The sequence below is a fragment of the Promicromonospora sp. NPDC060271 genome, from assembly GCF_042726755.1.
Taxonomy (GTDB): Bacteria; Actinomycetota; Actinomycetes; order Actinomycetales; family Cellulomonadaceae; genus Promicromonospora.
The window spans coordinates 1-22,112 of sequence record NZ_JBHXBG010000065.1 but is presented as its reverse complement, the minus strand read 5'-3'; the positions used below and the strand labels follow the sequence as shown (position 1 = coordinate 22,112).

General features: G+C 74.5%; 22 protein-coding genes, 1 pseudogene and 1 riboswitch. Of the genes and pseudogenes, 13 read left to right on the top strand and 10 right to left on the bottom strand.

Annotation, left to right across the window (positions count from 1 at the left end; translation table 11 throughout):
* Positions 1-129 precede the first annotated feature (129 nt).
* Positions 130-1,719: a ricin-type beta-trefoil lectin domain protein gene (locus tag ACFWE2_RS12145; RefSeq protein ID WP_377224485.1), complete on the top strand. Its 1,590-nt coding sequence runs from the start codon at positions 130-132 to the stop codon at positions 1,717-1,719.
* Between the two features lie 77 nt (positions 1,720-1,796).
* Here the strand turns inward: ACFWE2_RS12145 and metE are convergent, their stop codons facing one another.
* Positions 1,797-4,217, bottom strand: coding sequence for a 5-methyltetrahydropteroyltriglutamate--homocysteine S-methyltransferase (metE, locus tag ACFWE2_RS12140; protein ID WP_377224484.1), 2,421 nt, complete (start codon positions 4,215-4,217; stop codon positions 1,797-1,799).
* Positions 4,218-4,225: 8 nt separating this feature from the next.
* A riboswitch (SAM riboswitch) is annotated at positions 4,226-4,328 on the bottom strand.
* Positions 4,329-4,619: 291 nt separating this feature from the next.
* Between metE and ACFWE2_RS12135 the strand changes: the two genes are divergently transcribed.
* Positions 4,620-5,324 (top strand): type 1 glutamine amidotransferase domain-containing protein, encoded by a 705-nt coding sequence (locus ACFWE2_RS12135; protein ID WP_377224483.1) that lies wholly within the window; start codon positions 4,620-4,622, stop codon positions 5,322-5,324.
* An 81-nt stretch (positions 5,325-5,405) separates the two neighbouring features.
* On the top strand, positions 5,406-6,311 hold the full coding sequence (locus ACFWE2_RS12130) for a LysR family transcriptional regulator (protein ID WP_377224482.1): 906 nt from the start codon (positions 5,406-5,408) through the stop codon (positions 6,309-6,311).
* Positions 6,312-6,439: 128 nt separating this feature from the next.
* Here ACFWE2_RS12130 and ACFWE2_RS12125 read toward each other — a convergent pair whose 3' ends face one another.
* The 4 genes from ACFWE2_RS12125 to ACFWE2_RS12110 all read right to left on the bottom strand — a co-directional run bounded on the left by ACFWE2_RS12125 (position 6,440) and on the right by ACFWE2_RS12110 (position 9,752).
* Complete coding sequence (locus ACFWE2_RS12125; protein WP_377224481.1) at positions 6,440-7,606, bottom strand: Cmx/CmrA family chloramphenicol efflux MFS transporter; 1,167 nt, start codon at positions 7,604-7,606, stop codon at positions 6,440-6,442.
* Positions 7,607-7,777: 171 nt separating this feature from the next.
* Positions 7,778-8,278 (bottom strand): GNAT family N-acetyltransferase, encoded by a 501-nt coding sequence (locus ACFWE2_RS12120; RefSeq protein WP_377224480.1) that lies wholly within the window; start codon positions 8,276-8,278, stop codon positions 7,778-7,780.
* A 60-nt stretch (positions 8,279-8,338) separates the two neighbouring features.
* A complete protein-coding gene (locus tag ACFWE2_RS12115; RefSeq protein WP_377224479.1) occupies positions 8,339-9,271 on the bottom strand; it encodes a hypothetical protein in 933 nt (310 codons plus the stop codon).
* A gap of 1 nt (position 9,272) precedes the next feature.
* Positions 9,273-9,752, bottom strand: coding sequence for an RNA polymerase sigma factor (locus tag ACFWE2_RS12110; protein WP_377224478.1), 480 nt, complete (start codon positions 9,750-9,752; stop codon positions 9,273-9,275).
* 180 nt (positions 9,753-9,932) lie between these two features.
* Between ACFWE2_RS12110 and ACFWE2_RS12105 the strand changes: the two genes are divergently transcribed.
* Complete coding sequence (locus ACFWE2_RS12105) at positions 9,933-10,892, top strand: M15 family metallopeptidase (protein WP_377224477.1); 960 nt, start codon at positions 9,933-9,935, stop codon at positions 10,890-10,892.
* 94 nt (positions 10,893-10,986) lie between these two features.
* The gene (locus ACFWE2_RS12100; protein WP_377224476.1) at positions 10,987-11,748 is read left to right on the top strand and encodes a MerR family transcriptional regulator; all 762 of its coding nucleotides are present in this window, start codon (positions 10,987-10,989) and stop codon (positions 11,746-11,748) included.
* A gap of 17 nt (positions 11,749-11,765) precedes the next feature.
* On the opposite strand, the gene ACFWE2_RS12095 is transcribed toward ACFWE2_RS12100, so the two are convergent.
* Positions 11,766-12,221: a DoxX family protein gene (locus ACFWE2_RS12095; RefSeq protein WP_377224475.1), complete on the bottom strand. Its 456-nt coding sequence runs from the start codon at positions 12,219-12,221 to the stop codon at positions 11,766-11,768.
* 96 nt (positions 12,222-12,317) lie between these two features.
* On the opposite strand from ACFWE2_RS12095, the gene ACFWE2_RS12090 reads away from it, so the two are divergent.
* From ACFWE2_RS12090 to ACFWE2_RS12075, 4 genes are all read left to right on the top strand, one after another.
* The gene (locus ACFWE2_RS12090; protein WP_377224474.1) at positions 12,318-12,845 is read left to right on the top strand and encodes a TetR/AcrR family transcriptional regulator; all 528 of its coding nucleotides are present in this window, start codon (positions 12,318-12,320) and stop codon (positions 12,843-12,845) included.
* 10 nt (positions 12,846-12,855) lie between these two features.
* The gene (locus ACFWE2_RS12085; RefSeq protein WP_377224473.1) at positions 12,856-13,446 is read left to right on the top strand and encodes a putative glycolipid-binding domain-containing protein; all 591 of its coding nucleotides are present in this window, start codon (positions 12,856-12,858) and stop codon (positions 13,444-13,446) included.
* Between the two features lie 119 nt (positions 13,447-13,565).
* Positions 13,566-14,399 carry an HAD family hydrolase gene (locus tag ACFWE2_RS12080; RefSeq protein WP_377224472.1) on the top strand — a complete coding sequence of 278 codons (834 nt, stop codon included), beginning with the start codon at positions 13,566-13,568 and terminating at the stop codon, positions 14,397-14,399.
* 56 nt (positions 14,400-14,455) lie between these two features.
* Positions 14,456-15,682 carry a YibE/F family protein gene (locus tag ACFWE2_RS12075; protein ID WP_377224471.1) on the top strand — a complete coding sequence of 409 codons (1,227 nt, stop codon included), beginning with the start codon at positions 14,456-14,458 and terminating at the stop codon, positions 15,680-15,682.
* Between the two features lie 181 nt (positions 15,683-15,863).
* On the opposite strand, the pseudogene ACFWE2_RS12070 reads toward ACFWE2_RS12075, so the two are convergent.
* Positions 15,864-16,181 (bottom strand): annotated as a pseudogene (locus ACFWE2_RS12070) (MarR family winged helix-turn-helix transcriptional regulator); the annotation flags it as partial.
* A gap of 153 nt (positions 16,182-16,334) precedes the next feature.
* Here ACFWE2_RS12070 and ACFWE2_RS12065 point away from each other — a divergent pair.
* Both ACFWE2_RS12065 and ACFWE2_RS12060 read left to right on the top strand, forming a co-directional pair.
* Positions 16,335-17,231, top strand: coding sequence for an NADP-dependent oxidoreductase (locus ACFWE2_RS12065; protein ID WP_377224470.1), 897 nt, complete (start codon positions 16,335-16,337; stop codon positions 17,229-17,231).
* 80 nt (positions 17,232-17,311) lie between these two features.
* Entirely contained in the window at positions 17,312-18,241 is a 930-nt protein-coding gene (locus ACFWE2_RS12060) for an aminoglycoside phosphotransferase family protein (protein ID WP_377224469.1), read from the top strand.
* A 490-nt stretch (positions 18,242-18,731) separates the two neighbouring features.
* Here the strand turns inward: ACFWE2_RS12060 and ACFWE2_RS12055 are convergent, their stop codons facing one another.
* Positions 18,732-19,526 carry a TetR/AcrR family transcriptional regulator gene (locus tag ACFWE2_RS12055; protein ID WP_377224468.1) on the bottom strand — a complete coding sequence of 265 codons (795 nt, stop codon included), beginning with the start codon at positions 19,524-19,526 and terminating at the stop codon, positions 18,732-18,734.
* 82 nt (positions 19,527-19,608) lie between these two features.
* On the opposite strand from ACFWE2_RS12055, the gene ACFWE2_RS12050 reads away from it, so the two are divergent.
* Positions 19,609-20,448, top strand: coding sequence for an SDR family NAD(P)-dependent oxidoreductase (locus tag ACFWE2_RS12050; RefSeq protein WP_377224467.1), 840 nt, complete (start codon positions 19,609-19,611; stop codon positions 20,446-20,448).
* Positions 20,449-20,494: 46 nt separating this feature from the next.
* Here ACFWE2_RS12050 and ACFWE2_RS12045 read toward each other — a convergent pair whose 3' ends face one another.
* A complete protein-coding gene (locus tag ACFWE2_RS12045; protein ID WP_377224466.1) occupies positions 20,495-20,926 on the bottom strand; it encodes a hypothetical protein in 432 nt (143 codons plus the stop codon).
* Between the two features lie 46 nt (positions 20,927-20,972).
* Between ACFWE2_RS12045 and ACFWE2_RS12040 the strand changes: the two genes are divergently transcribed.
* Positions 20,973-21,293: a hypothetical protein gene (locus tag ACFWE2_RS12040; RefSeq protein WP_377224465.1), complete on the top strand. Its 321-nt coding sequence runs from the start codon at positions 20,973-20,975 to the stop codon at positions 21,291-21,293.
* A gap of 37 nt (positions 21,294-21,330) precedes the next feature.
* Here the strand turns inward: ACFWE2_RS12040 and ACFWE2_RS12035 are convergent, their stop codons facing one another.
* A complete protein-coding gene (locus tag ACFWE2_RS12035) occupies positions 21,331-22,059 on the bottom strand; it encodes an alpha/beta fold hydrolase (protein WP_377224464.1) in 729 nt (242 codons plus the stop codon).
* Between the last annotated feature and the right edge of the window lie 53 nt (positions 22,060-22,112).

Sequence of the window (22,112 nt, the reverse complement as noted above, 5' to 3'; positions counted from 1 at the left end):
GCCCGCCGCTGGGGCACATAAGGGGTGATAGGTACTTTCCACACGACGCCGTCCCACCCGTTCTGGTGGTGACGCGGCGTCAATACGCTCCCAGGCACCCGGTTCCCCAGGCCTGATGAGGAGCACACCATGTCACGATCCTTGAGAGCCTCCCGCTCTCTGATAGCGCTGTCGGCTGCCGCGATCGTCGTCGGTACAACGTTCACCGGAGCCGCCGCGGTGGGGGCAGCGCCGCCCTCGGCGACGGCGGCAGGCACGAGCCAGTCCGGCACCACCCAGCTCGGCGCCCGGTCCGGCGCCGAGCTCCCCGACGCCCAGGTCCGCGCGATGGTGCGGGACCTCGGGCTCACCCGCGCCGAGATCCCGGACCGGCTCGCGCTCGACGCCGAGGCCGCGATCGTCGAGGCCCACCTCGCTTCCCGGCTCGGTGGTGCCTACGCGGGCACCTGGCTGCCCGAGGGCGCTGACGCGCCCCGGGTCGCCGTCACCACCCGCGCGGCCGCCAGGGTCGCCGAGCGGGCGGGCGCCGACGCCGTCGTCGTCCCGCACAGCCTCGAGGCGCTCACGTCGTGGAAGGAGTCCCTGGACGAGGTGGGCGCCGGCCCGTCGGTGCACGCCTGGTACGCGGACCCGACCACCAACGAGGTGGTCGTCCAGGCCGCCGACGTCGCGGCGGCCAGGGCGATGATCGCCGAGGCGGACCTGCCGGACGGCGTCGTGCGGATCGAGAGGTCGAAGGTCGCGCCCGAGCTCGCGCGCGACATCCGCGGCGGCGACGAGTTCCACCGGCCGACGGGAGACGGGTTCGTCACGCTGTGCTCGATCGGGTTCGCCGTGCAGGGCGGGTTCGTGACCGCGGGGCACTGCGGCGCGGCCGGCAACCCCGTCAACGCGCCCGACGGCGCGGCGCTCGGCACCTACCGCGCGTCGGTGTTCCCGGGCCGCGACTGGGCGTGGGTGGCCACCAACAGCAACTGGACGCCCACCCCGCGCGTCAACAACTACGCGGGCGGGACGGCGGCGGTGGCCGGCTCGGCGGAGCAGGGGATCGGCGCGACGGTGTGCCGCTCCGGCCGCACGACGGGCTGGCGCTGCGGCGTCATCCAGGAGAAGAACGTCACCATCAACTACGGCAACGGCGACATCCCCGGTATGGCGACGGGCTCGGCGTGTGCCGAGGGCGGTGACTCCGGCGGCTCGGTGCTCTCGGGCGACCAGGCGCAGGGCGTCACGTCCGGCCGGATCGGCGACTGCTCGTCGGGCGGCCGGTTCATCTACCAGCCGGTGAACCCCATCCTGAGCGCCTACGGGCTGCAGCTCACGACGACGTCGGGCGGCGGCGGGCAGGCCCTGATCGGCGTGGGCGGCAAGTGCATCGACGTGCCCAACTCCGAGTTCACCGACGGCAAGCGCCTGCAGATCTGGACCTGCAACGGCACGGCGGCGCAGCGCTGGACGTTCCACTCCGACGGCACCCTGCGCGCCGGCGGCAAGTGCATGGACGTCGCCTGGGCCAACACCGCGGACGGCACGGCGGTCCAGCTCGCCAACTGCAGCGGCAACGCGGCCCAGCGGTTCACGCTCAGCGGCGCGGGGGACCTGGTCTCGATCCTCGCGAACAAGTGCGTGGACGTCCCGAACGGCAACAGCGCGAACGGCACGCAGCTGCAGATCTGGACGTGCAACGGCACGGCCGCCCAGAAGTGGCGAGTGGGCTGACACCCACTTCGTTGAGTGCTGGATATTCGCCCTTCCAACGGGCGTTGCGGGGCGAATATCCAGCACTCAACGAGGGGTCAGAGGGTGGCTCGGACCTCTTCAGTTGCGCGCACCAGGTTGCGGAGCGACTCCTTGGTCTCCGCGTAGGCGCGCGTCTTGAGGCCGCAGTCCGGGTTGACCCAGACCAGGCGCGGGTCGATCGACTTGGCGGCGAGCCGCACGAGCTCGGTCACCTCCTCGACCGACGGCACGCGCGGGCTGTGGATGTCGTAGACGCCCGGCCCGATGCCGCGCCCGTAGCCCGCGTCGGCCAGCTCGGGCACGATCTCCATGCGGGACCGCGCCGCCTCGACCGACGTCACGTCGGCGTCCAGACCGTCGATCGCGCCGATGACCTGGCCGAACTCCGAGTAGCACAGGTGCGTGTGCACCTGGGTCGCGGTGCCGGCCCCGGCGGTCGAGAGCCGGAACGAGCGCACCGACCAGTCGAGGTAGCCGGGGTGGTCGGCCTTGCGCAGCGGCAGCAGCTCGCGCAGTGCGGGCTCGTCCACCTGCACGACGCCGATGCCCGCCTCCTCCAGGTCCGTCACCTCGTCGCGGAGGGCCAGGGCGACCTGGTCGGCCGTGTCGCCCAGCGGCAGGTCGTCGCGGACGAACGACCACGCCAGGATGGTGACCGGGCCCGTGAGCATGCCCTTGACCGGCTTGTCGGTGAGCGACGCCGCGTACGCGGTCCACTCCACGGTCAGCGGCGCGGGCCGGGACACGTCGCCCCACAGGATCGGCGGGCGCACGCAGCGCGACCCGTACGACTGCACCCAGCCGTGCACCGTCGTCACGAAGCCGTCGAGCTGCTCCGCGAAGTACTGCACCATGTCGTTGCGCTCGGGCTCGCCGTGCACCAGCACGTCCAGGCCCAGCTCCTCCTGGAGGGCGACGGTGCTCGCGATCTCGGCGCGCATGGCGGCCGTGTACTCGGCGTCGGACAGCTCACCGCGCACCCAGGCCGCCCGGGTCCTGCGGATCTCCGCCGTCTGCGGGAACGAGCCGATGGTGGTGGTCGGCAGCGGCGGCAGGTCGAGCCTCGCCTGCTGGGCCGCGGCCCGCTCGGCGTACGGCGCGCGTTCGACGTCGGCGGCGGTCAGCGCAGCGGTCCGCTCCCGCACCTCCGGTACGACGACGCCGGGCGCCTGGGCGCGGGACCGTACGGCCGCCGTCGACTCGGCGAGCGCGTCGGCGACCGCCGGCCGGCCGGCGGTCAGGCCGGCCGCCAGCGTGACGACCTCGGCGACCTTCTGGTCGGCGAACGCGAGCCATGACTTCAGGCCCGCGTCGAGGCGCGGCTCGTCGGCGACGTCGTGCGGCACGTGCAGCAGAGAGGTCGAGGTGCCGACGGCGACCGCCCCGGCCCCGAGCCCCGTGCCCGGCGCGGTCAGGCCTTCGAGCGTGGTCAGGCGGGCGTCGAGGTCGGCGCGCCAGATGTTGTGCCCGTCGATGACGCCGGCCACCAGGGTCTTGGTCGCCAGGCCCGGGACGGGGCCGGTCGGGACGGCGCCCTTGACGAGGTCGACGGCGATCGCCTCGACGTCCGTGCCCGCCAGCAGCGCGAGCCCGTCGCCGGCCTCGCTGCGCAGGTCGCCGTACGGCGCCGTGACCAGGATCGCGGGACGCTCGGCCGGGCCGTCCGCGCCGGCCGCGTCGGAGGCGGTGGGGGAGAGGTCGGTGGCGAGCCGCGTGTAGGCCCGGCGCACGGCGTCGGCCACCTCGGAGAACGGGACGTCCAGCAGGTCCGTGACCAGGGCGGGCTCGTCGAGCTGTACCCAGGGCGCGCCCGCGGCGGCCAGGGCGCGCAGCACGTCGGCGTAGGCGGCGACGACGTCGTCGAGCCGGTCCAGCGGGCGGAAGCCCTCGGGTGCCTTGTCGGCTGCCTTGCTGAGCAGCAGGAACGTCACCGGGCCCACCAGGACGGGGCGGGTCACGACTGCCTGGCCGTCGTCGGCGGGCCGGGCGAGCTCCGTGAACTGGCGCACGACGCGGTCGTCCACGAACCCGATCGGGGTGTCCGGCCCGATCTCCGGGACGAGGTAGTGGTAGTTCGTGTCGAACCACTTGGTCATCTCGAGCGGCGGCTTGTCGCCCTCGCCGCGGGCCAGCGTGAAGTAGCCCTCCAGGGAGAGAGCGCCGGCGCTCTCGTCGGTCGAGCCTGCCGGGACCAGGTCCCGGAACCGCTCGGGCACCGCGCCCAGCAGGGCGACGACGTCGAGCACCTGGTCGTAGAACGAGAACGAGCCGGGGACGGCGGCCGTGCCGTCCAGGCCCAGCCCGGCGAGATGCCGGGCCGTGGTCAGCCGCAGGTCACGGGCTGTGGCCTCCAGCTCGTCGGCCGTGGTGCGCCCGGCCCAGAACGACTCGACAGCGCGCTTGAGCTCGCGCCGTCGGCCGATGCGCGGGTAGCCCAGGATCGTGGCGGGGGGAAGGTGCGTGAACTCGACTGCCATGCGTATCAGCTCCATCGGACCTGGCGTTAGCACCTTGCCCGGAATTGGCGCTCCGGAGGCAGGTTGCTGCGGTGTCGTTGAGCCAGGACTCTCGACCGCTCTGGATGATTGACCTGGATCGTAAGCATGACCGCGATGTGAGCGGAAAAGCGTCCACCCCTCAAGACGATCGCGTCGTGGCTGGTGAGCGGCCGAAAAGTGGGCCAAGCGGCGCGGTCGATCTGCGGGTCGCCCGACGACCATGCGGTTGCTGCCAGGCGAGGCCCCGATCTGGCAGCAGGTGCATGGTCAAGTCGGTGCCATAAGCAGAGTTATGGCAGTGCCCGGCCGGCTCGGCATTCGGTGATGGATGCTGGCGTTCTCCCCACACAGCATCCCCGCACAGAGAAGGTCGCAACCACGATGCCGAAGATCCTGATGGTCCTGTCCGCCGCGAACAGCCTGCGCCTGGCCGACGGGACCGCGCACCCCACCGGCTACTGGGCCGAGGAGGTCGCCGCGTCGCACCGCACGCTGACCGCCGCCGGTGCCACGGTCGACCTCGCGACGCCCGGCGGCGTGCGGCCAACCGTCGACGAGATCAGCCTGGACGAACGAGGTGGCGTGGCCGCCGCCGACGCCGCGGAGTTCCGCGCCTACCTGGACTCCATCGCGGACCAGCTCGCCCACCCGCTCGCGCTGGCCGACGTCCGCGTCGACGACTACGACGCCATCTACATCCCCGGTGGCCATGCCCCCATGGCCGACCTCGTGTCCGACGCCGACCTCGGCCGGCTGCTGGTCGCCGCGAACACGCGGCGGACGACGGTGGCCGCGCTCTGCCACGGCGCCGCCGCGCTGCTGAGCGCCGAGACCCCGGACGGCGCCTTCGCCTATGCGGGACGCGAGCTCACCTCCTTCACGGACGAGGAGGAGCGCCAGGGCGGCCTCGGGGACGGCGCGCCGTTCCTCGTGGAGACCGAGCTGCGCGAACGGGGCGCCGTCGTCAGGACCGGCGCGCCCTGGAGCAGCACAGTGGTCCAGGACGGCAACCTCATCACCGGGCAGAACCCCCGGTCCAGCACCGCGACAGCCGAGGCGGTGCTCGAGGCGCTCGCCGGACGCTGACACCCGCCGTCGGGCCGGCACGGTTAGCCTGAGCACCAGGCAAGGCTGGGCCGCAACTTCGGGGGACGGATGGTGACGCGGGTGCCGGGACTCGACCTCCTCGCGACGTTCCTGGAGGTCTACCGCACCGGCTCACTGTCCGCCGCGGCGGAGCGCCTGGGCGTGAGCCAGCCCGCCGTCACGGGGCAGCTCGCGCGGCTCGAGGAACAGCTCGGGGCGCGGCTGTTCGTGCGGTCGCGCAAGGGCGCCGAGCCCACCGAGCGGGCCGTTGCGCTGGCCGCCCAGGTCGGACTGCACGTGGACGAGCTCCGGGCCGCGCTGGGCCCTGGGGACGCGACCCCGGCGGTCCGGGGGCTCGTCCGGATCGGCGGCGCGGCCGAGATGATGACCGTTCGGGCGCTGCCCGCCCTCGCGCCCCTGGTCGCCCAGGGCCTGCAGGTCCGGGTCGCGCTCGGCCTCGGGGACGAGCTGCTGGCCGCGCTGGCCGCCGGCCACCTCGACCTGGTCGTGGCGTCGGTACGCCCCCGGCAGGACGCCGTCGTGGCGACGCCGCTGGTCGACGAGGAGTTCCTGCTCGTGGGCCCGGCGTCGCTGGCCCACACGGTCGACCCCGTGCGGCTCGCCGCCGACCCGGTCGTCGCGCTGTCGCACCTGCCGCTGGTCGCCTACGCGGAGGAGCTCCCGATCGTGCGCCGCTACTGGCGCAGCGAGTTCGGCCGCAGGCCGCCCAACACGACGTCCCTCGTGGTCCCGGACCTGCGCGCGGTGCTGGCGGCGGTGACCGCCGGGGCCGGCGTCTCGGTGCTGCCGCGGTACCTCGTCGCGCAGGCGCTGGAGAGCGGCCAGGTCGTGCAGCTCCACCATCCGGTGGCGCCGCCGCTGAACACGATCTACCTGGCGGTGCGGCGGGGCACGCCGCCCGGCCCGGCCCTCGCCGCCGCTCACGCGCGGCTGGCCCAGGCTGCCACCGAGTGGGGGAGCCTCTGACGGCAACGGCGTCGCCGTCCGCCGAACGACCATGCACCTGCTGCCAGGATCGGACGTCGTCCGGCAGCAGGTGCATGGTCATAAAAGTGTGCCAAGCACGGCTACCCGGTCGGCCGGGGAGTGCCAGGTCAGCTCGGGGGAGCGGTGACCCGACGTCGGCTCGTCGCGAACCAGAGCACGACGGCGGCGGCGCCCGCCAGCGTCGCGCTGACCATGAGCGGGCCCACGAGGCCCAGCGGCCCGATCGCCAGGCCCCCGAGCACCGGTCCCACCAGGGCGCCCAGGTTGAGCGCGACCGTCGAGTACGCCCCGCCCATGGTCGGGGCGCCGTGGGCGGCCGCCATGCCGCGGGCGATCAGCGTGCCGCCGACGGCGAACGAGAGCGCGCCGAGCACCGGCGCGAGCACCCACACCGCCGACGGGCTGCCCGCCAGGACGGCCCACAGGATCCAGCCCGCGACGAGGACCGGGACGCCGATCCCGAGCACCAGGTGGCCGTGCGGGCCGGCCAGGCGCCCGGCCGCCGAGACGCCGGCGAAGGCCCCCAGCCCGAACAGCGCGAGCACCACCGGTACCAGCGACGAGCCGAGCCCGGCGCCGTCCGTGACGAGCGGCGCCAGATAGGTGAACGCGCAGAACGTCGCGCCGTTCACCAGGACCCCGAGCGCGAGGTAGCGCAGCAGGTCGCCGGAGCGAAGCGTGCCGAGCTCGGCCCGGAGGTCCACCCGGGCGTGCGGTACGTGCGGACCGGGCCGCCCTGGCGTCAGCACGGCGACGGCGGCCAGCGCGAGCGCCGAGATCCCGGCGATGGCCCACAGGGCCGACCGCCAGCCCCAGATCTCACCGAGGACGGCGCCGGCCGGGACCCCGGCGATCAGGGCGAGCGTCGTGCCGCCGAGGATCGTGGCGAGCGCCCTGGCCTGCTTGGCGGCCGGGACGACCGCGGTCACGGTCGAGAGCGCGACGGCGAGGAACCCGGCGTTGGCCAGGGCGGCCACGAACCGGCTGACCAGCAGCACGGCGAGCTGGTCGGTGAGCGCGCCCGCCGCGTGGGCCGCGACGAAGACCAGCAGGCAGCCGGTCAGGGTCCACCGGGGCGGCAGGCGGCGGCCGAGCGCCGCCGTCAGCGGTGCGCCGACGACCATCCCGACCGCGAAGCCGGAGGTCAGGTAGCCGGCCTGGGCGATGGTGATGCCGAGGTCGGCGGAGATGCCGGGTACGAGCCCGGCGAGGACGAATTCCGACGTGCCTTGCGCGAAGACCGCGACGGCGAGCACGTAGAGCAGGACAGGCATGGATGCCTCCGAAGGAAGGGGGAACGGGTAGGCCTGGACGGCACTACGGGCCCTTCGGATGCGCGGGTGAGCGGCCGAGCGGTGGCTCGGCGGTCTCTACAGGGGCATCTCGGGCTACCGGAGTACCGGCAGCCCGAACCTGGATGCTTCTGGAGACCTCATGTGCCGACTCTATCCGACCGTGCGGTGTGCGGAGGCGGGCCCCGCGCCGGACTCGGCACGCAGGGGCAGCGGCCGGTGCCACGCCACCTCGCGGTCCAGCTGGCCGGTCGAGCGGAACAGGCGCACCTGGTGGGCGTCGGGCAGCGCGGCGGCGAGGTCGTCGGTGGTCGTCGCCGTGAAGCCGAGCTTCTGCCAGAAGCCGCCGGAGCGGCGGGAGAACAGCCAGGCCTGACGCGCCCCGGCGTCGGCGGCCCGGTCCAGGGCGAAACGCGCCAGGCGCAGCCCGTCCCCGGTGCCCCGCAGGTCCGGCCGGACGGCGACGCTGCGCACCAGCGCGTGCTCGCCGCTGGACCCGAGCTCGAAGCCGGTGGTCGTGCGCACCTCGCCGGCGTCGTCCCGGTCCAGCCACAGGTGCACGGCCGGTTCTGCGAGGGCGGCGACCGTCAGGTCGGCCGAGCGCAGGAAGGCGGCCAGGTCGTCGAGGTCGTCAGGTGTCGCGGGGCGGAGCACCCCGGAAGCCTAGCGGGGAAGCTAGCGGGGAAGCCTGGCGGGAGAGCCCGGCCGGGAAGCCTAGCGGGAGCTGCTGCCCGGCCGGGTCGGTGCCAGGTCGTCGTCGGTGGCCGCGGGGCTCGGGCTGCTGCTGGGGCCCGCGCACGACGTCCAGCTGAACTGGCTGTGCACCCGGTAGTCCTTGCCGTCGTGTGACTCCGCCCAGGTCTCCGCGGTGTACGGGAGCCACGTGGTCGTGTCGACGACCACGTCGATCCGCCTCAGCTCGCCGCCGAGGACCTGCTTGCCCGGCGGCGTGAACCGGATCCGGACCATGGTCCTGCCGTCCGCCTCCTCCAGCAGGAACTCGTCGTCCAGGCGGTGGTACCTGCCCTCGAGGCCGGACAGGTCCAGGGCCGCGCCCACGGTCGCGAGCTGCAGCACCTCCAGCGGTTGCGTGCTCAGCGGGATCGGCTTCGGTGCCCGCGTGTCCGTCGCGGCGGCGCTGTCGAAACGAGTCGCCGACGCCGCGCCGAGGGTGGAGCGGGTCTTGACCGCGCAGTCCGCGCCGGCCACCGCGGGCGCGGCGCGGTCGACCACCTCGGACGGAGTCAGCGCGAGGGTTGGCGACGGTCGCGGCTCGGGGTGGTCCGTCGGCGAGAGGCTGGTGCCGGGCGACGAGCCGGGCGACGAGCCGGGCTGCGCGCCGGGCGCCGGCAGGTTCACCACGGTCACCACGACGGCGGCCGCTGCCGCCGCCGTGACGCCCCACACCAGCGCCCGCCCACGGTGCGCGCGGGACCGGCCGCGCCGGGGCCTCGTGTCGAGGTCGTGCAGGAGGACCACTACACGCTCGTCCGGCACCCAGTCGTCCTGCGGGTGCTCGGCGCCGTCCAGGCGCTCGGGGATGCCGTGCGCGCGTGCCCGCGACTCGGCGTACACGCGCGCCAGGTCGAGCTCCGCGTCGACCCCGCGCAGGGCCCGCCGGGCGCGGGTCAGCTCTTCGTCTTCCACGTCAGGAACCTTCCTCGGTGAGCTGTTCGTAGGCCGCACGCAGCCGGCGCCGTGCCCGGTGCACCCGGGTGGCCGCCGTCGCCGTCGTGCAGCCGAGGACCTGGGCGACCTCGGGCGTGGACAGCTCCGCGGCCGCGAGCAGGGCGATCACCTCGCGGTCCGCGGGGCGCAGCAGGGCCAGTGCCCGGCGCAGTTCGTCCAGCTCGCCGACGAGCCGCACGCCGTCCTGGCCGGCCGGGAGCGGGTGCGTGCGCACCCGCTCGACCAGCGCGTCGCGCCGCTGCCGGGCGCGGACCTGGTTCGCCATCACCCGGCGGGCCACCCCGAGGAGCCAGGCGCGCGGGTTGTCCGGCACCTCGCCCTTGCGCCACGCGACGGCGAAGACCTCGGCCACCGCGTCCTCCGCCTCCGCGGCAGGCAGCCGCGAGCGCGCGTACCGGTACACGGCGCTCGCGTGCGCCACGAACAGCGACTCCGTCACCGCGGGCGTGAGGCGGGCAGGCGTGAGGTGGGCAGGCGCATGCCTGCCCGGTTCGAGGCGCTGTGGCTCGGTGTTCGTGGCCAGGGTGGACTCCGGAGACGAAGAGAGAAGAGACGTGCTTCCGACTCAGTACTTCTGACTCAGTGTGTCCGGCAGGAGCGTCCTCATGACACCGCACGGATGTTGTCCACGTCACAGTCCGCCGCTGTCATCGTGGTCCGGACCGTGCACACCAACGCTGATGTGACCGTCTCCTTCAGCCGCACCCGCACCCGGTTCCGCCCGGCGGGCGCCGCGTCCGTCGTCCTCGCGGCGAGCCTGCTCCTCGCCGGCTGCGCAGCCCCGAACCTCGGCGGCGAGGGAGGCGGCACGAGCGGGGCCGGGTCGCAGGCCACCGGGTCCGGCCCGGCGGAGCAGGACCGCGCGGACGAGCCGGCGGACGAGTCGGCGAGGCCGGAACGAGACCAGGCGCCGCGGACGGAGCCGAGCCCGGTACCGGCCCCCGCTGAGGGCCCCGTCGACGACCCGGCCCCGCCACCCGCGACCGGCCTCGACCTGACGGAGCACTCGACCAGCGATCCCGCGAGCCCCTGGGTGGTCGTCAACAAGCGCAGGCCGCTCGACCCGATCGACTACGAGCCCGACCTCACCGTCGTGCGCGGCTACCTCGTCCGGACGGATGCCGCCCGGGACGTCGCCGCGCTGCTCGACGCCGCCGACGCCGACGGTGTGCGCCTCACCCTGCGCAGCGCCTACCGGGGCTATCCCAAGCAGGTGGCGGTCTACGAGGGGTGGGTGGCGCAGCTCGGCGCCGAGCAGGCGGACGCCGTCTCGGCCCGTCCGGGGTACAGCGAGCACCAGACGGGTCTCGGGGTGGACGTCGGCGGCACCACCCGGCCGGAGTGCGACTTCGAGGCCTGCTTCGGCGAGACCGTGGAGGGCCGCTGGGTCGCCGAGCACGCCGCCGAGTTCGGCATGCTCGTGCGGTACACGCGCCAGAACAGCTCGGTCACCGGCTACGCCCCCGAACCCTGGCACCTGCGCTGGGTCGGCCGGGAGCTGGCGGCGCACATGCGGGCCACCGGCGTCACGACCCTCGAGGAGGTCTTCGACGTGCCGGGCGGGGACTACGCCGACTGAGTCCCACGACGGGAACGGGGCTTGACCCTGCCCCTGCGGCAACCTTGCACCCTGCGTACATGACGACCGCAGGCAGCAGGAGGAGACTGGCCGCATGCTGACGATCAGCCAGCTCGCGTCGTACGCGGGGGTGACCACGCGCGCCGTCCGGCACTACCACGCCAAGGGCCTGCTGCCGGAGCCCGGGCGCGACCGCTCGGGTTACCGGCGGTACGACGCCCAGGCCGTGGTGGACCTCATCCGGATCAGGGTGCTGGCGGAAGCCGGTGTGCCGCTCGCGAGGGTCCGGGAGCTGCTGCGGGCCGACGCCGAGGAGTTCGCGGCCGCCGTCGCCGAGATCGACGCGCGGCTCCGCGCGGAGATCGACGAGCGGGAACGGCACAGGGAACGGATCGCCAGGCTCGCCGCGGGCGACAGCCTGGCGCTGCCGCCCGAGGGTGCGGCGTACCTGGACCGGTGGCGCGAGCTCGGCCTCCCCGAACGCGTGGTCGAGATAGAGCGCGACAGCTGGATCCTCACGCTGGCGGTGCTGTCGCCGGAGCAGGTCGCCGGGGCGATGGAGCTGAAGGGCAGGCTGCTCGACGACGAGCAGTTCGTCGAGACCCTGCGGCGGCTCAGCGCGGCGGTCGACTGGGCACCCGGCGACCGACGGCTGCCCGCCCTGGCCGACCAGGTGGCCGCGATGCTCGACGAGCACGCGGCCTGGACCGACGGCTCGGCGGGCGAGATGGAGGCGGGGCTCGTCGACCTCTTCGACTCGCTCGCCCTCGACGCCTTCCCCGCCGGCCGCCGTCTGGAACAGCTCCTGGAGGAGCGCGGCTGGTCGGGCTGGACCCGCCAGCAACGCACCGGCTGAAGCGCCCGAGGTGACCGTCAGAGAGGCAGCCAGACGACGGCGGCGAGCGCCGCCAGGTAGAGGGCCTGCTCGGCCAGGCGCCGCCCGACCGGGGTGGCGGGCTTGCCGCCGAGCAGGAGGCCCCGGCGGGCCGCGGAGATGTTGGCCGGGGTCATGGCGAGCGTGAGGAGCCCGAGGCAGATCGCCGCAGCAGGCGCCGTCGCTGGCACGAGCAGGCCCGCCGCTCCGGCCAGCTCGAGGACCCCGGTGCCGGCGACGAGCAGGTCGGGGCGGGGGAGGCCGGGCGGCACCATGCGTTCGAGGTCCTGGCGGACCCGGGGGATCAGCCTGCCGGACGCCGCCAGGAGATAGACGGCCGCTGCGCCGACGCGGGCGGCGTCGTGCCAGGAGTCGAGGGCAGGTACCGCGACGAGCCCGAGCAGGCGCGCCACGGCCGTGACGCCGAGCAGGAGGACGGGAAGCGGGACGGGCATGACGGTCCAATCTTGACGGCGACAAGTTCGAGCGTCACTCCACCACTCGCACTGATATCTTGTCAATGGAAAGATGAGTCGAGGATCGGGAGCGGTATGAGCTACCACCACGGAGACCTGCGGCGGGCGATGACCGCGGCGGCCGCGACAGCCGTCGCCGAACGCGGGCCGGCCGGGCTCAGCCTGCGCGAGCTGGCCAGGATCGCCGGCGTGTCCCACGCGGCCCCTGCCCACCACTTCGGCGACAAGGCCGGCGTGCTCACCGCGGTCGCCACCGAGGGGTACACCCTGCTCGCGAACGCCCTCGCGGAGGCCGGCGACGACCTGCTCGCGGCAGGCATCGCCTACGTGCGGTTCGCCGTCGACCACCCCGGGCACTTCGCCGTCATGTTCGACCGCAGCCTCCTGCACGCCGACGACGCCGGCCTGCGCGCGGCCGAGCAGGCGTCCGCGGCGGCGCTCGCGAGCCTGGCACCCGACGCCGACACCTCCCGTGCCGCCTGGTCCGTCGCGCACGGCTTCGCGAGCCTGTGGCTCTCCGGCGCGATCTCCGGGCCGGACGTCGCGGCGGCCGCCGAGCCCGTGCTGCGCCGGATGGTGCCCGCGCGCGGACAGGATCGCTAGAGTTCGGACCGTGCGGCTGGATCCGTTGCCCGACGTGTCCGCCTGGACCCACAGCGGGGTCCGGGCAGGCTTCGAGGTGCTCTTCGCGGAGCCGGCGGCGGACGGGTACGTGCTCCGCGGGCACACCACCGCCGTCGAGGGGCCGCAGGCGTGGTCCGTCGGATACCGGATAGAGGTCGACCCGCAGTGGTGCACCCGCCGGGCCGAGGTGCGGGCGGTGTCGGCGGTCGGAACCGTCCGGACCACGCTCGACCGGACGGGGCGGGGTGACGACTCCCGGTGGCTCGTCGACGGTGTTCCGCGTCGCGATCTCGACGGCTGCGTCGACGTGGACCTCGAGTCGTCGGCGGTGACGAACACGCTGCCGGTCCACCGGCTGGATCCCGCGCCGGGGGAGCCTAACGAGGTGCCTGCGGTGTTCGTCCGGGCGGGCGACCTGGGGGTCGAGCGGCTCGAGCAGGAGTACCGGCTCCGGAGCAGGACCCCGGCGGCGATCAGGTTCGACTACGTGTCGTCGACCTTCGACTTCGAGTGCGTGCTCACCTACGATGCGTCCGGCCTGGTCCTGAAGTATCCGGGGATCGCCGTCCGGGAGCGGTGACCGAGCGTCGACAGGCGGGCTGACCTGCGTGATCGGGTCTCCGACCCGTGAGATGCGAGTTCCCAAAATGTCCCAGTATGGGCCATGATGTTCCCACCACCTATCACCAGGGGAATATCGTGACCGCGACCACCTCAAGGGCCGCAGCACTCTCGGACGTGCCCACGTCCACACCGGCTCTCGTCGCCTGCGACGTCGAGGGCACGCTCGTGCGTGCCGGGCGGCGGCCGACCGGCGCGGTGCTCGATGCGATAGCCGCGGTCCGCGCCGCCGGCCACCATCTCGTGGTCGCCACCGGCCGGTCGCTGTCGGGTGCCGTGCAGGCGGCCCGTCAGCTCGGGATCAGCGACGGCTGGGTGGTCGCGGCGAACGGCGCGGTGACCGCGCGGCTGCGGCCGGACGGGTACTCCGTCGTCGAGACGACCCCCCTGGACGCCGGTCCCGTGTGCCGGCTCGTCGCCAGGACCCGGCCCGACCTGCGGCTCGCCGCCGAGGTGGTCGGCACCGGGTACCGTGTGACCAGGCGGTTCCCCGACCGTCTGCTCAACGGGCACCAGGAGGTGCTCGGCACGCTGGAGGAGATCTGGGCGCGCCCGACGCCGCGGGTCGTGGTGTACGGGCAGTGGGCGCTGCGGCTCGCGCCGGCGCTGCGAGAGTCGGGCGTCACCGCGGTCGCCGCCCGCGTGGACTGGGTGGACGTCACCGCTCCCGAAGTCACCAAGGCGACGGCGCTCGAGCGCATCCGCGTCGAGCTGGGGGTCGCGCCGTCCCGTACGGTCGCCCTCGGCGACGGCGAAAACGATCTCGAAATGCTTCGGTGGGCGGCCGTGTCGATCGCCATGGGGCATGCGCCGGCGACGGTCCGCGCCGTCGCGGGCCGGATCACGGGCACGGTGGACGAGGACGGCGCGGCGGCCGCGCTCGTCGACGCGCTCCGGCTGCCGACCGCCTGACCCCGGTCCGTCCCGCTCACCGCGCCCACGGCGCGGCCTTGGGTCAGGATGTGCGCATGGCGCACGCTCACTCGCACGGTGCGGCCGGCCCAGCCGCGCCACGCACGACGTTCCTGCTGGTCGTGACCCTTGTCTCCGCCCTACTGGTGACCCTGGCCGGGCTGTGGCTGCTGTGGCCGAACCCCGGGGACGTGCCCGACCGCGTGCCCGCCAGGGCCGAGGGCACCTCGATCGTGGAGGTCACCGTCACCGGGCCCGCCGACCCCACGACGGGGAGCATCCCGGTCGAGCTCCCCGGCGGCGGGTCGTCCCGGATGCAGTCGCCCGGCCCGTCGGTCCCGCTCGCCGAGGGCGACCGGATCACCGCCGTCGACATCTCCCGGGTCGCGCAGCCCGGCGTCGACCCGCTGGTGTTCCTGGACTTCCAGCGCGAGCTGCCGATCGCGCTGCTCGCGATCGTCTATGCCCTTGTCGTGCTGCTGGTCGCGCGCTGGCGCGGGCTGGCCGCCATGGCAGGGCTGGGCCTCGCCTTCGCGGTGCTCCTGGGCTTCACCATGCCGGCGCTGCTGGCGGGGGAGTCCGCCATCGGCGTGGCGCTGGTGACGTCGTCGCTGGTGATGTTCGTGACGCTGTACCTGGCGCACGGCCTGTCGGCCCGCACCTCGACGGCGCTGCTCGGCACGCTCGTCGGCCTCGCGCTGACGGCCGGCCTCGCCGCCTGGGCGTCGGGAGCCGCGCAGATCACCGGGACGAACGACGAGATGTCGGCGTTCCTGCCGTCCAGCGCACCGGGCGCCGACCTGCGCGGGATCGCGCTGTGCGGCATCGTCCTGGCCGGGATGGGCGTGCTGAACGACGTGACGATCACCCAGGCGTCCGCGGTGTGGGAGCTGCGGGCCGTCGCGCCCGCGGCGTCGCGTTCCGAGCTGTTCACCAGCGCCATGCGGATCGGCCGTGACCACATCGCGTCGACCGTCTATACCATCGCGTTCGCCTACGTCGGGGCCGCGCTGCCGCTGCTGATGATGGTCTGGCTCGTCGACCAGTCGCCGACCACCGCGCTGACCTCGGGCGAGATCGCCGAGGAGGTCGTGCGCACGCTCGTCGGGTCGATCGGGCTGGTGCTCGCCATCCCGATCACCACCGCGATCGCGACGCTCACCGTCCCCGGGCCTGCGGCGGAGGGTTCGACACCGCCCGAGCCGGCCTCCGACCCGGAGCTGATGGCGCCCGTGTCCGAGGCGTGGGCCGCGCGGCCCGCTCCCGGGACGACGGCGACCTGACCGTCACGGCGGTGCTGCCCACGTTCTGCTCCAGCGCCCGCAGGAGCGACGCCGCCTCCTCGCGGCGCTCCGGGTCGAGGTCGCCCGCCGTCGCCCGTTCCAGCCGGGCCCAGATCTCGGCGACGCGCGGCCTCAGGGCCAGGCTCGCGGGGGTCGGCTCCACGAGGGTGACGCGCCGGTCGTCGGGTCCGGGACGACGGCGCACGAACCCCGCCCGCTCCAGCCGCTGGACGGTCCGCGTCATCGACGCGGAGTCCGTCGCGACGTGCTCGGCGAGGTCCGTCTGTCGTTGGGGTCCGTGCTCCCAGAGGAACATGAGCAGCAGCTCCTGGCCCGGACGGAGACCGAGGGGGCGCAGCAGGTCCGCGGCGAGCGCCCGGTGCGCCCGCGCGAGCGAGAAGATCGCGAGGCTGAGCGGGCTGGCGGCTGCAGCGTTCGGCTCAGCGTTCGACCCGGCGCTCGGCTGAGCGCTCGGCTCACTGTCCGGGGCAGGTGCCATGCGCTCCATCGTAGGACTCGGTGCGGAGGCGGTCGCAGGGGCGTCCTCCGGTGGAATAGTGGAGTCCGTCGCCGGGGTTGCCTGTCCGGAACAGCGAGGTCGGTGCCCGGTGCCGCCCGGTGCGGAAGCCGGCCGAAGACGAAGGAGAACGTGGTGCGCGCAGTGGTCTTTGACGAGTTCGGCGGCCCCGAGGTCCTGCACCTGGGGGAGGTGCCGGCACCGGAGGCCGGTCCAGGCCAGGTCCGTGTCCGGGTCGAGGCCGTCGGCGTCAACACGTTCGACGGGAAGGTGCGGTCGGGCGCCATGGAGGCGGCGTTCCGGACACGGCTCCCGGCGGTCCCCGGCGTCGAGGTGGCGGGCATCGTCGACCAGGTGGGGGCCGACGTCGCCGGGGTCGCCGTCGGGGACCGGGTCGCCGGTCCGGCCGGTCGGGGCACCGCGGAGCTCGCGGTCCTGCGCGTCTGGGCGCCGGTGCCCGACGGGCTGGACGCCGCCCAGGCGGCAGCGGTCCCCGTTGTCGCCGAGACCTCCCGGCGTGCGCTGCGGATCCTCGACCTCGTGCCGGGTGAGACGCTGCTGGTGCACGGTGCGAGCGGCGGCGTCGGCGGGCTGGCGACGCAGCTCGCGGTCGCGGCGGGCGTGCGCGTGATCGGCACGGCGTCGCCGGCCAACCAGGACCGCGTCGCGGCGTACGGCGCCACCCCCACCACGTACGGTCCCGGGCTCGTCGACCGCGTCCGCGCGCTCGCACCCGCCGTCGACGCGGTGCTCGACACGGCGGGCAGCGGCGTCCTGCCCGACAGCATCGAGCTGCGGGGCGGCACCGACCGGGTGCTGACCCTCGCCGACCCGGCGGCCCACGCGCTGGGCGTCGAGTTCTCGGAGCGGTCGGAGCACTCGGCGGAGACTCTCGCGGAGGTCATGGGGTCGGTCGCCCGCGGCGAGCTCTCCGTGCCGGTCGCGAAGGTGCTGCCCTACGCCGAGGCGGCGCGAGCACAGGCCCTGGTGGACGGCGGCCACGCGGGCGGCAAGGTCGTTCTCGTGCCGTGAGCACGTGGCGACGTGCACCCGGCCGGCACGTGCCCCGAGGTTGGCGTACGCCGGACCGCCGCCCTGACTACGCTCGCACCGTGAGCACACCGCAGCCGGTCGAGATCCCGCAGGTCCTGGCCACCTCGTATGCCAGAAGCTTCGGCGACGAGGGACGCGCCTGGCTCGCCGGGGTGCCGGCCCTGGTCGCCGACCTGCTCGACCGGTGGGAGCTCGTCCGGGACGGTGCGGCGGCTGCCGGAGAGGCCTCGCTGGTGCTGCCGGTGCTGGGACGGGACGGCTCGCGTGCGGTCCTCAAGCTGCAGCTGCGCCGCGCCGAGACCGAGGCAGCGCTCATCGGGCTCCGGACCTGGGACGGAGACGGCGTCGTGCGGCTGCTCGACCACGACCCCGGCAGTGCCACCATGCTCCTGGAGCGGCTCGACGGCGCGCGCACCCTCGCCTCGCTCGAGGACGACGACGCCGCGATCCAGGCCCTCGCCGAGCTCCACGCGCGGTTGGTCGCCGTCCCGGCGCCGCCCACGCTGAGAAGCCTTGGTGACATCGCCGCCGCGATGCTCGAACAGGTTCCCCGAGCCGTGACGACCCTCGCCGACCCGGTGGACCAACAGGTGCTGCTGGGCTGGGCCGCGGTCGTGTCCGAGCTGGTCGACGAGCCCGGCGACCGGATGCTGCACTGGGACCTGCACTACGGCAACGTGCTCGCGGGCGAGCGCGAACCGTGGCTCGCGATCGACCCGGAGCCGCTCGCCGGGGATCCCGGCTTCGACCTGTGGCCGGCCCTCGACAGCCGTTGGGCCGACGTCGTCGTCGCGAGCGGCGACCCCCGACGCGTGGTTCGGCGACGCTTCGACCTGCTCACCGAGGTGCTCGGGCTCGACCGGGGCCGGGCGACGGGCTGGACGCTGGGTCGGCTGCTGCAGAACTCGCTGTGGGACATCGAGGACGGTGCCACCGCCCTGGCGGCCGCCTCGGTCGCCGTGGCGGAAGCGCTGCTTGACCGCGACTGACGTGTATCGGTCGGCCATGGACGCTCGGCCCCGGACTGTCACGTTGGACGTTCGGCGCTGCGGCGGTTGGCGACCTGGCGGTGTGAGGGTGCGACGACGCCGTGGACTGACGACGCCGTGGACTGACGATGCCGTGGACTGACGACGGGGTGCCTGGCGACGCGACGGTCCGACGCGCGGCCTCGGCCGGCAAGGTCTACCCGATTGGTAGGTGCCGGCTGGGCTGAACCGCGTTCGGCTGGGACCCGAGTCTGCGGGCTGGGCTGAATTGTTCAGCCTGGCTGAACTTGGCAGGGCTGCGGCGAACGCAGATCAGGAAACCTGGCACCTTCCCACCGGGTCGACCTTCCCACCGGGTCGACCTACCTACCGGGACGCTCTTGTGGCAGGGTCCGCCTTCCCGCCGGGGTTGATCGGCGCCCGGCATCCCGGCGCCCAGCACCAGGCTCACCATGCCGCGGGGCGCTGGCCGGCCGGCGCTCGATCGAGGTCAGGCGCGTGCGGCCTCGCGGACCAAGCCCTCCAGCTCGGCGGCCAGCAGGCGCTCGCCGTCGAGCCCCATGGTGCCGAACGCGCCGACGATCTCCAGGGACACCAACCCGTGCACGCGGTACCAGGTGGACAGGGCCAGCCGGAGCGCCGGGGTCGCCTCCGCCGGAAAGCCGAGCGACCTGCCCCAGCGGGCCAGGTCCTGGTCGAGCGCCGATTCCCCGGCTGCGCTGCCGGCGTCGGCGCCCGCGTCGACGGCCGCGTCGGCGCCCGCATCGGCGGTGACGGCCGGCGTGGCCGCACCGGGGGAGGCGGCCCCGCCCGTCCCCGTGCCGGCTGCGACCTCCTGGATGGTCGTGACCAGGGCGAGCATGCTCTGGCTGATCGCGCCGACGCTCTCCAGGGGGTCCACCGCCTGGCGCCGGCTGCCGGTGAAGAGCATCGAGTACCGGCGCGGATGGCCCAGGGCCCAGCGGCGCCAGGCGCCCGTGATGGCGGCGAGCCGGTCCGCGGGGGACCGGTCCTGCGCCTGGCGTACCGCGGTCTCGACGGCGGTGCCCAGGTCGGCGTACCCGGCCAGGACCAGTGCGTCGAGCAGCGCCTCGCGGGATGCGAAGTAGTGGTAGAGCGCGGGCGGCGTCATGCCCACCGCCTTGCCGACCGACGCGAGCGACAGACCGTGCGCACCGCCGTCGTCGACGAGGCCCAGTGCCGCCTCGACGATCTCGTCGACGGTCTGCCGCCGGAGCCGTTCGCGCCGGGTCAGGGGCCGGGTGGCGTCGTCGTCCGCTGGCATGACGAGAGCCTAATACCAAAGGCGAGTGCCGACACGGCGCCCACCTGGCACGATGTCGCCCATGACGGCTGAAAGTGCGCGTATGGACGCGGCACCCCCCGGGCTCTCCGGACGTTCGGTGAGCCGGGCCTGGTTCGTGACGGGTGCGAGCCGCGGACTCGGCCGCGCCATCGTCACGGCGGCTCTGGGGCGCGGGGACCGGGTGGCCGCGACCGCGCGCGACGTCGCGGCGCTGGACGACCTGGTGGCGGAACACGGGGACGCCGTCGTGCCGCTGCGGCTGGACGTGACCGACCCGGCCCAGGTGACGGCCGCGGTGCGGGCGGCCGCCGAACGGCTCGGCCGCATCGACGTCGTCGTGAACAACGCGGGCCACGGCCTGTTCGGGTACGTCGAGGAGATCACGCCCGAACAGCTTCGCGAACAGCTCGAGGTCAACCTCTTCGGCGTGCTGCACGTGACCCAGGCAGCGCTCCCGGTGCTGCGCGCCCAGGGGTCCGGGCACGTGGTGCAGGTGTCCAGCTCCAGCGGCGTCGCGGCCTGGCCGGGGCTCGGGGGCTACAGCGCGTCGAAGTGGGCGCTGGAGGGGCTGTCCGAGGCGCTCGCCCAGGAGGTGGGCGGGTTCGGGATCCGGGTCACGCTCGTCGAGCCCGGGCCGGTGGACACCGCCTGGCGTGGCGAGTCCGCGGTGCGGGCCGAGCCGCTGCCCGCGTACGACGCGCTCCGGGCGTCCGCGTGGCATCCGCCCGGCTCGTCGTCCCCGGCGGACGTCGCCCGCGTGGTCCTCGCCGTGGTCGACGCGGACGAGCCGCCGCTGCGGATCCTGGTGGGCGACCTGGCGGCGGACGCCGTCCTGCCCCTGACCGAGGAGCGGCTGGCGGGCTGGCGACGCTGGGAGGACCTGGGCCGCTCCGCGGGCTGACGGCCGGACGGCGGACGCCGGCCCGGCGGAGCAGACCCCGACCGGATCAGCCGGCCGAGGGGGCCTGCCAGCCCGGCAGGAGCCGTTCCAGGGCGTCGGCCAGCGAGATGGAGTCGCCGTCCTTGCCTCCCGCGCCGAGCAGCAGCGGGGGACGGCGGGGCTCCGGTCGCACACCGCGTACCCGGTCGAGGACGCCGATCGGCGCGGTGAGCACGTAGAACCCGCCGTCGGCACTGATCCCGGACGTGCGGTCCACGCGCAGGTACCAGCCCCGCAACGGCGTGCGGGCGGTGCCACGGCCGCCGTACCCCTGCACCCGCAGGGGCTCGGCCGGGAGCCCGGCGTCCCGGGCCGCCGCCACGAACTCGCGCAGCAGGGCCTCGGCGCGGGTGTGCTCGGCGTCCTGCCGCGCCTGCAGGCGCTCGGCCTGCAGCCGGACCGCTTCCGCTCGCTGCCGGGACCACTCGTCGTCACGCATGGCAGGAAGTGTCGCACCCGACGACGAGGCGGCGTGGCGAAGCAGCGTGACGCGAGAGGGTCGGGACAACCCACCGCACAAGAGGGAAGGACGCCGCTGGGCCTGGTGGGCGCTCCTGGCCGGCCTCGGCGTGCTCGGCCTGGCCTCGATGGTGGTCCCCATGGCCGCCGACCTCGCCGCCGGCTCGAGCTGGTACCACACGCTCGGGGGCGACGTGTCCCCGGTGCTGCCGGCGATCCGCGTGGTGCACATCGCCTTCGTGGTGGCCGGCGTCGTGACCATGCTGCAGCCGCGGGTGCGGCTGAGCCTGGACGGGGCCGGGCGCCCGGGCCGCACCGCGACGGTCCGAGCGCCCGGGGCACCTTGATCAGCAGGCGAGCCCGGCGGGCTCGGGGCCGACAGGTTCAGGGCCGGCGCAGGAACTCGCTCACGGCGGCGAGGAACTCGGCCGGCGCCTCGTCGTGCACCATGTGGCCCACGCGGATCTCGACGAGCCGCCCGTCGGCGACACCCGCCGCGAAGTCCACGAGGTCCGTCTGGTCGACGTTGCTCGCGGGGCCGCCCGCAACGACCAGGACGGGTACGTCGATCCGCAGCCCGGCGGCCCACCACGCGGGGTCGGGCTCGCTGCGCTCGGCGCGCAGGGCGTTGACCAGCGGCCAGTCGAACGGCACGGGGTGGTCCGGCTCCTCGAACGGTTCGAACGCGGGCCGGCCCGGGCGGGCCGGGGTGGCGTCCTCCAGGACGAGGCGCTTCACGCGCCCGGGGGCGCCGTCGGTCAGGATCGTGGTCACCAGGGTCGCGGTCGCGGCGCCCATCGAGTGCCCGACGACGGTGACCGCTGCCGGCGCCGGTGCCAGCGCGTCGCAGAACGCGACGGCGTCGGCGGCCAGCAGCTCGTAGCCGTAGGTGCCCGGCCGGTCGCTGTCGCCGTGGCCCCGCGCGTCGGGCGCGAGGACGTGATAGCCGAGGGCCGCGAGGTCGTCCAGCAGGGGGTCCCAGGAGAGCGAGCTCTCGCCGAGCGCGTGCAGCAGGAGCAGCGGGGGCGCCGCTGGGTCGCCCGCCTCGCGGTACGCGAGGCGCAGCCCGCCGACGTCGACATGGTGGACCGGGTGAAAAGGTGCGATTGTCATCCGGGCAAGTATGCCGACCGGGCGCGGGGGGGGGGGGGGGGGGCCCCCCGCCG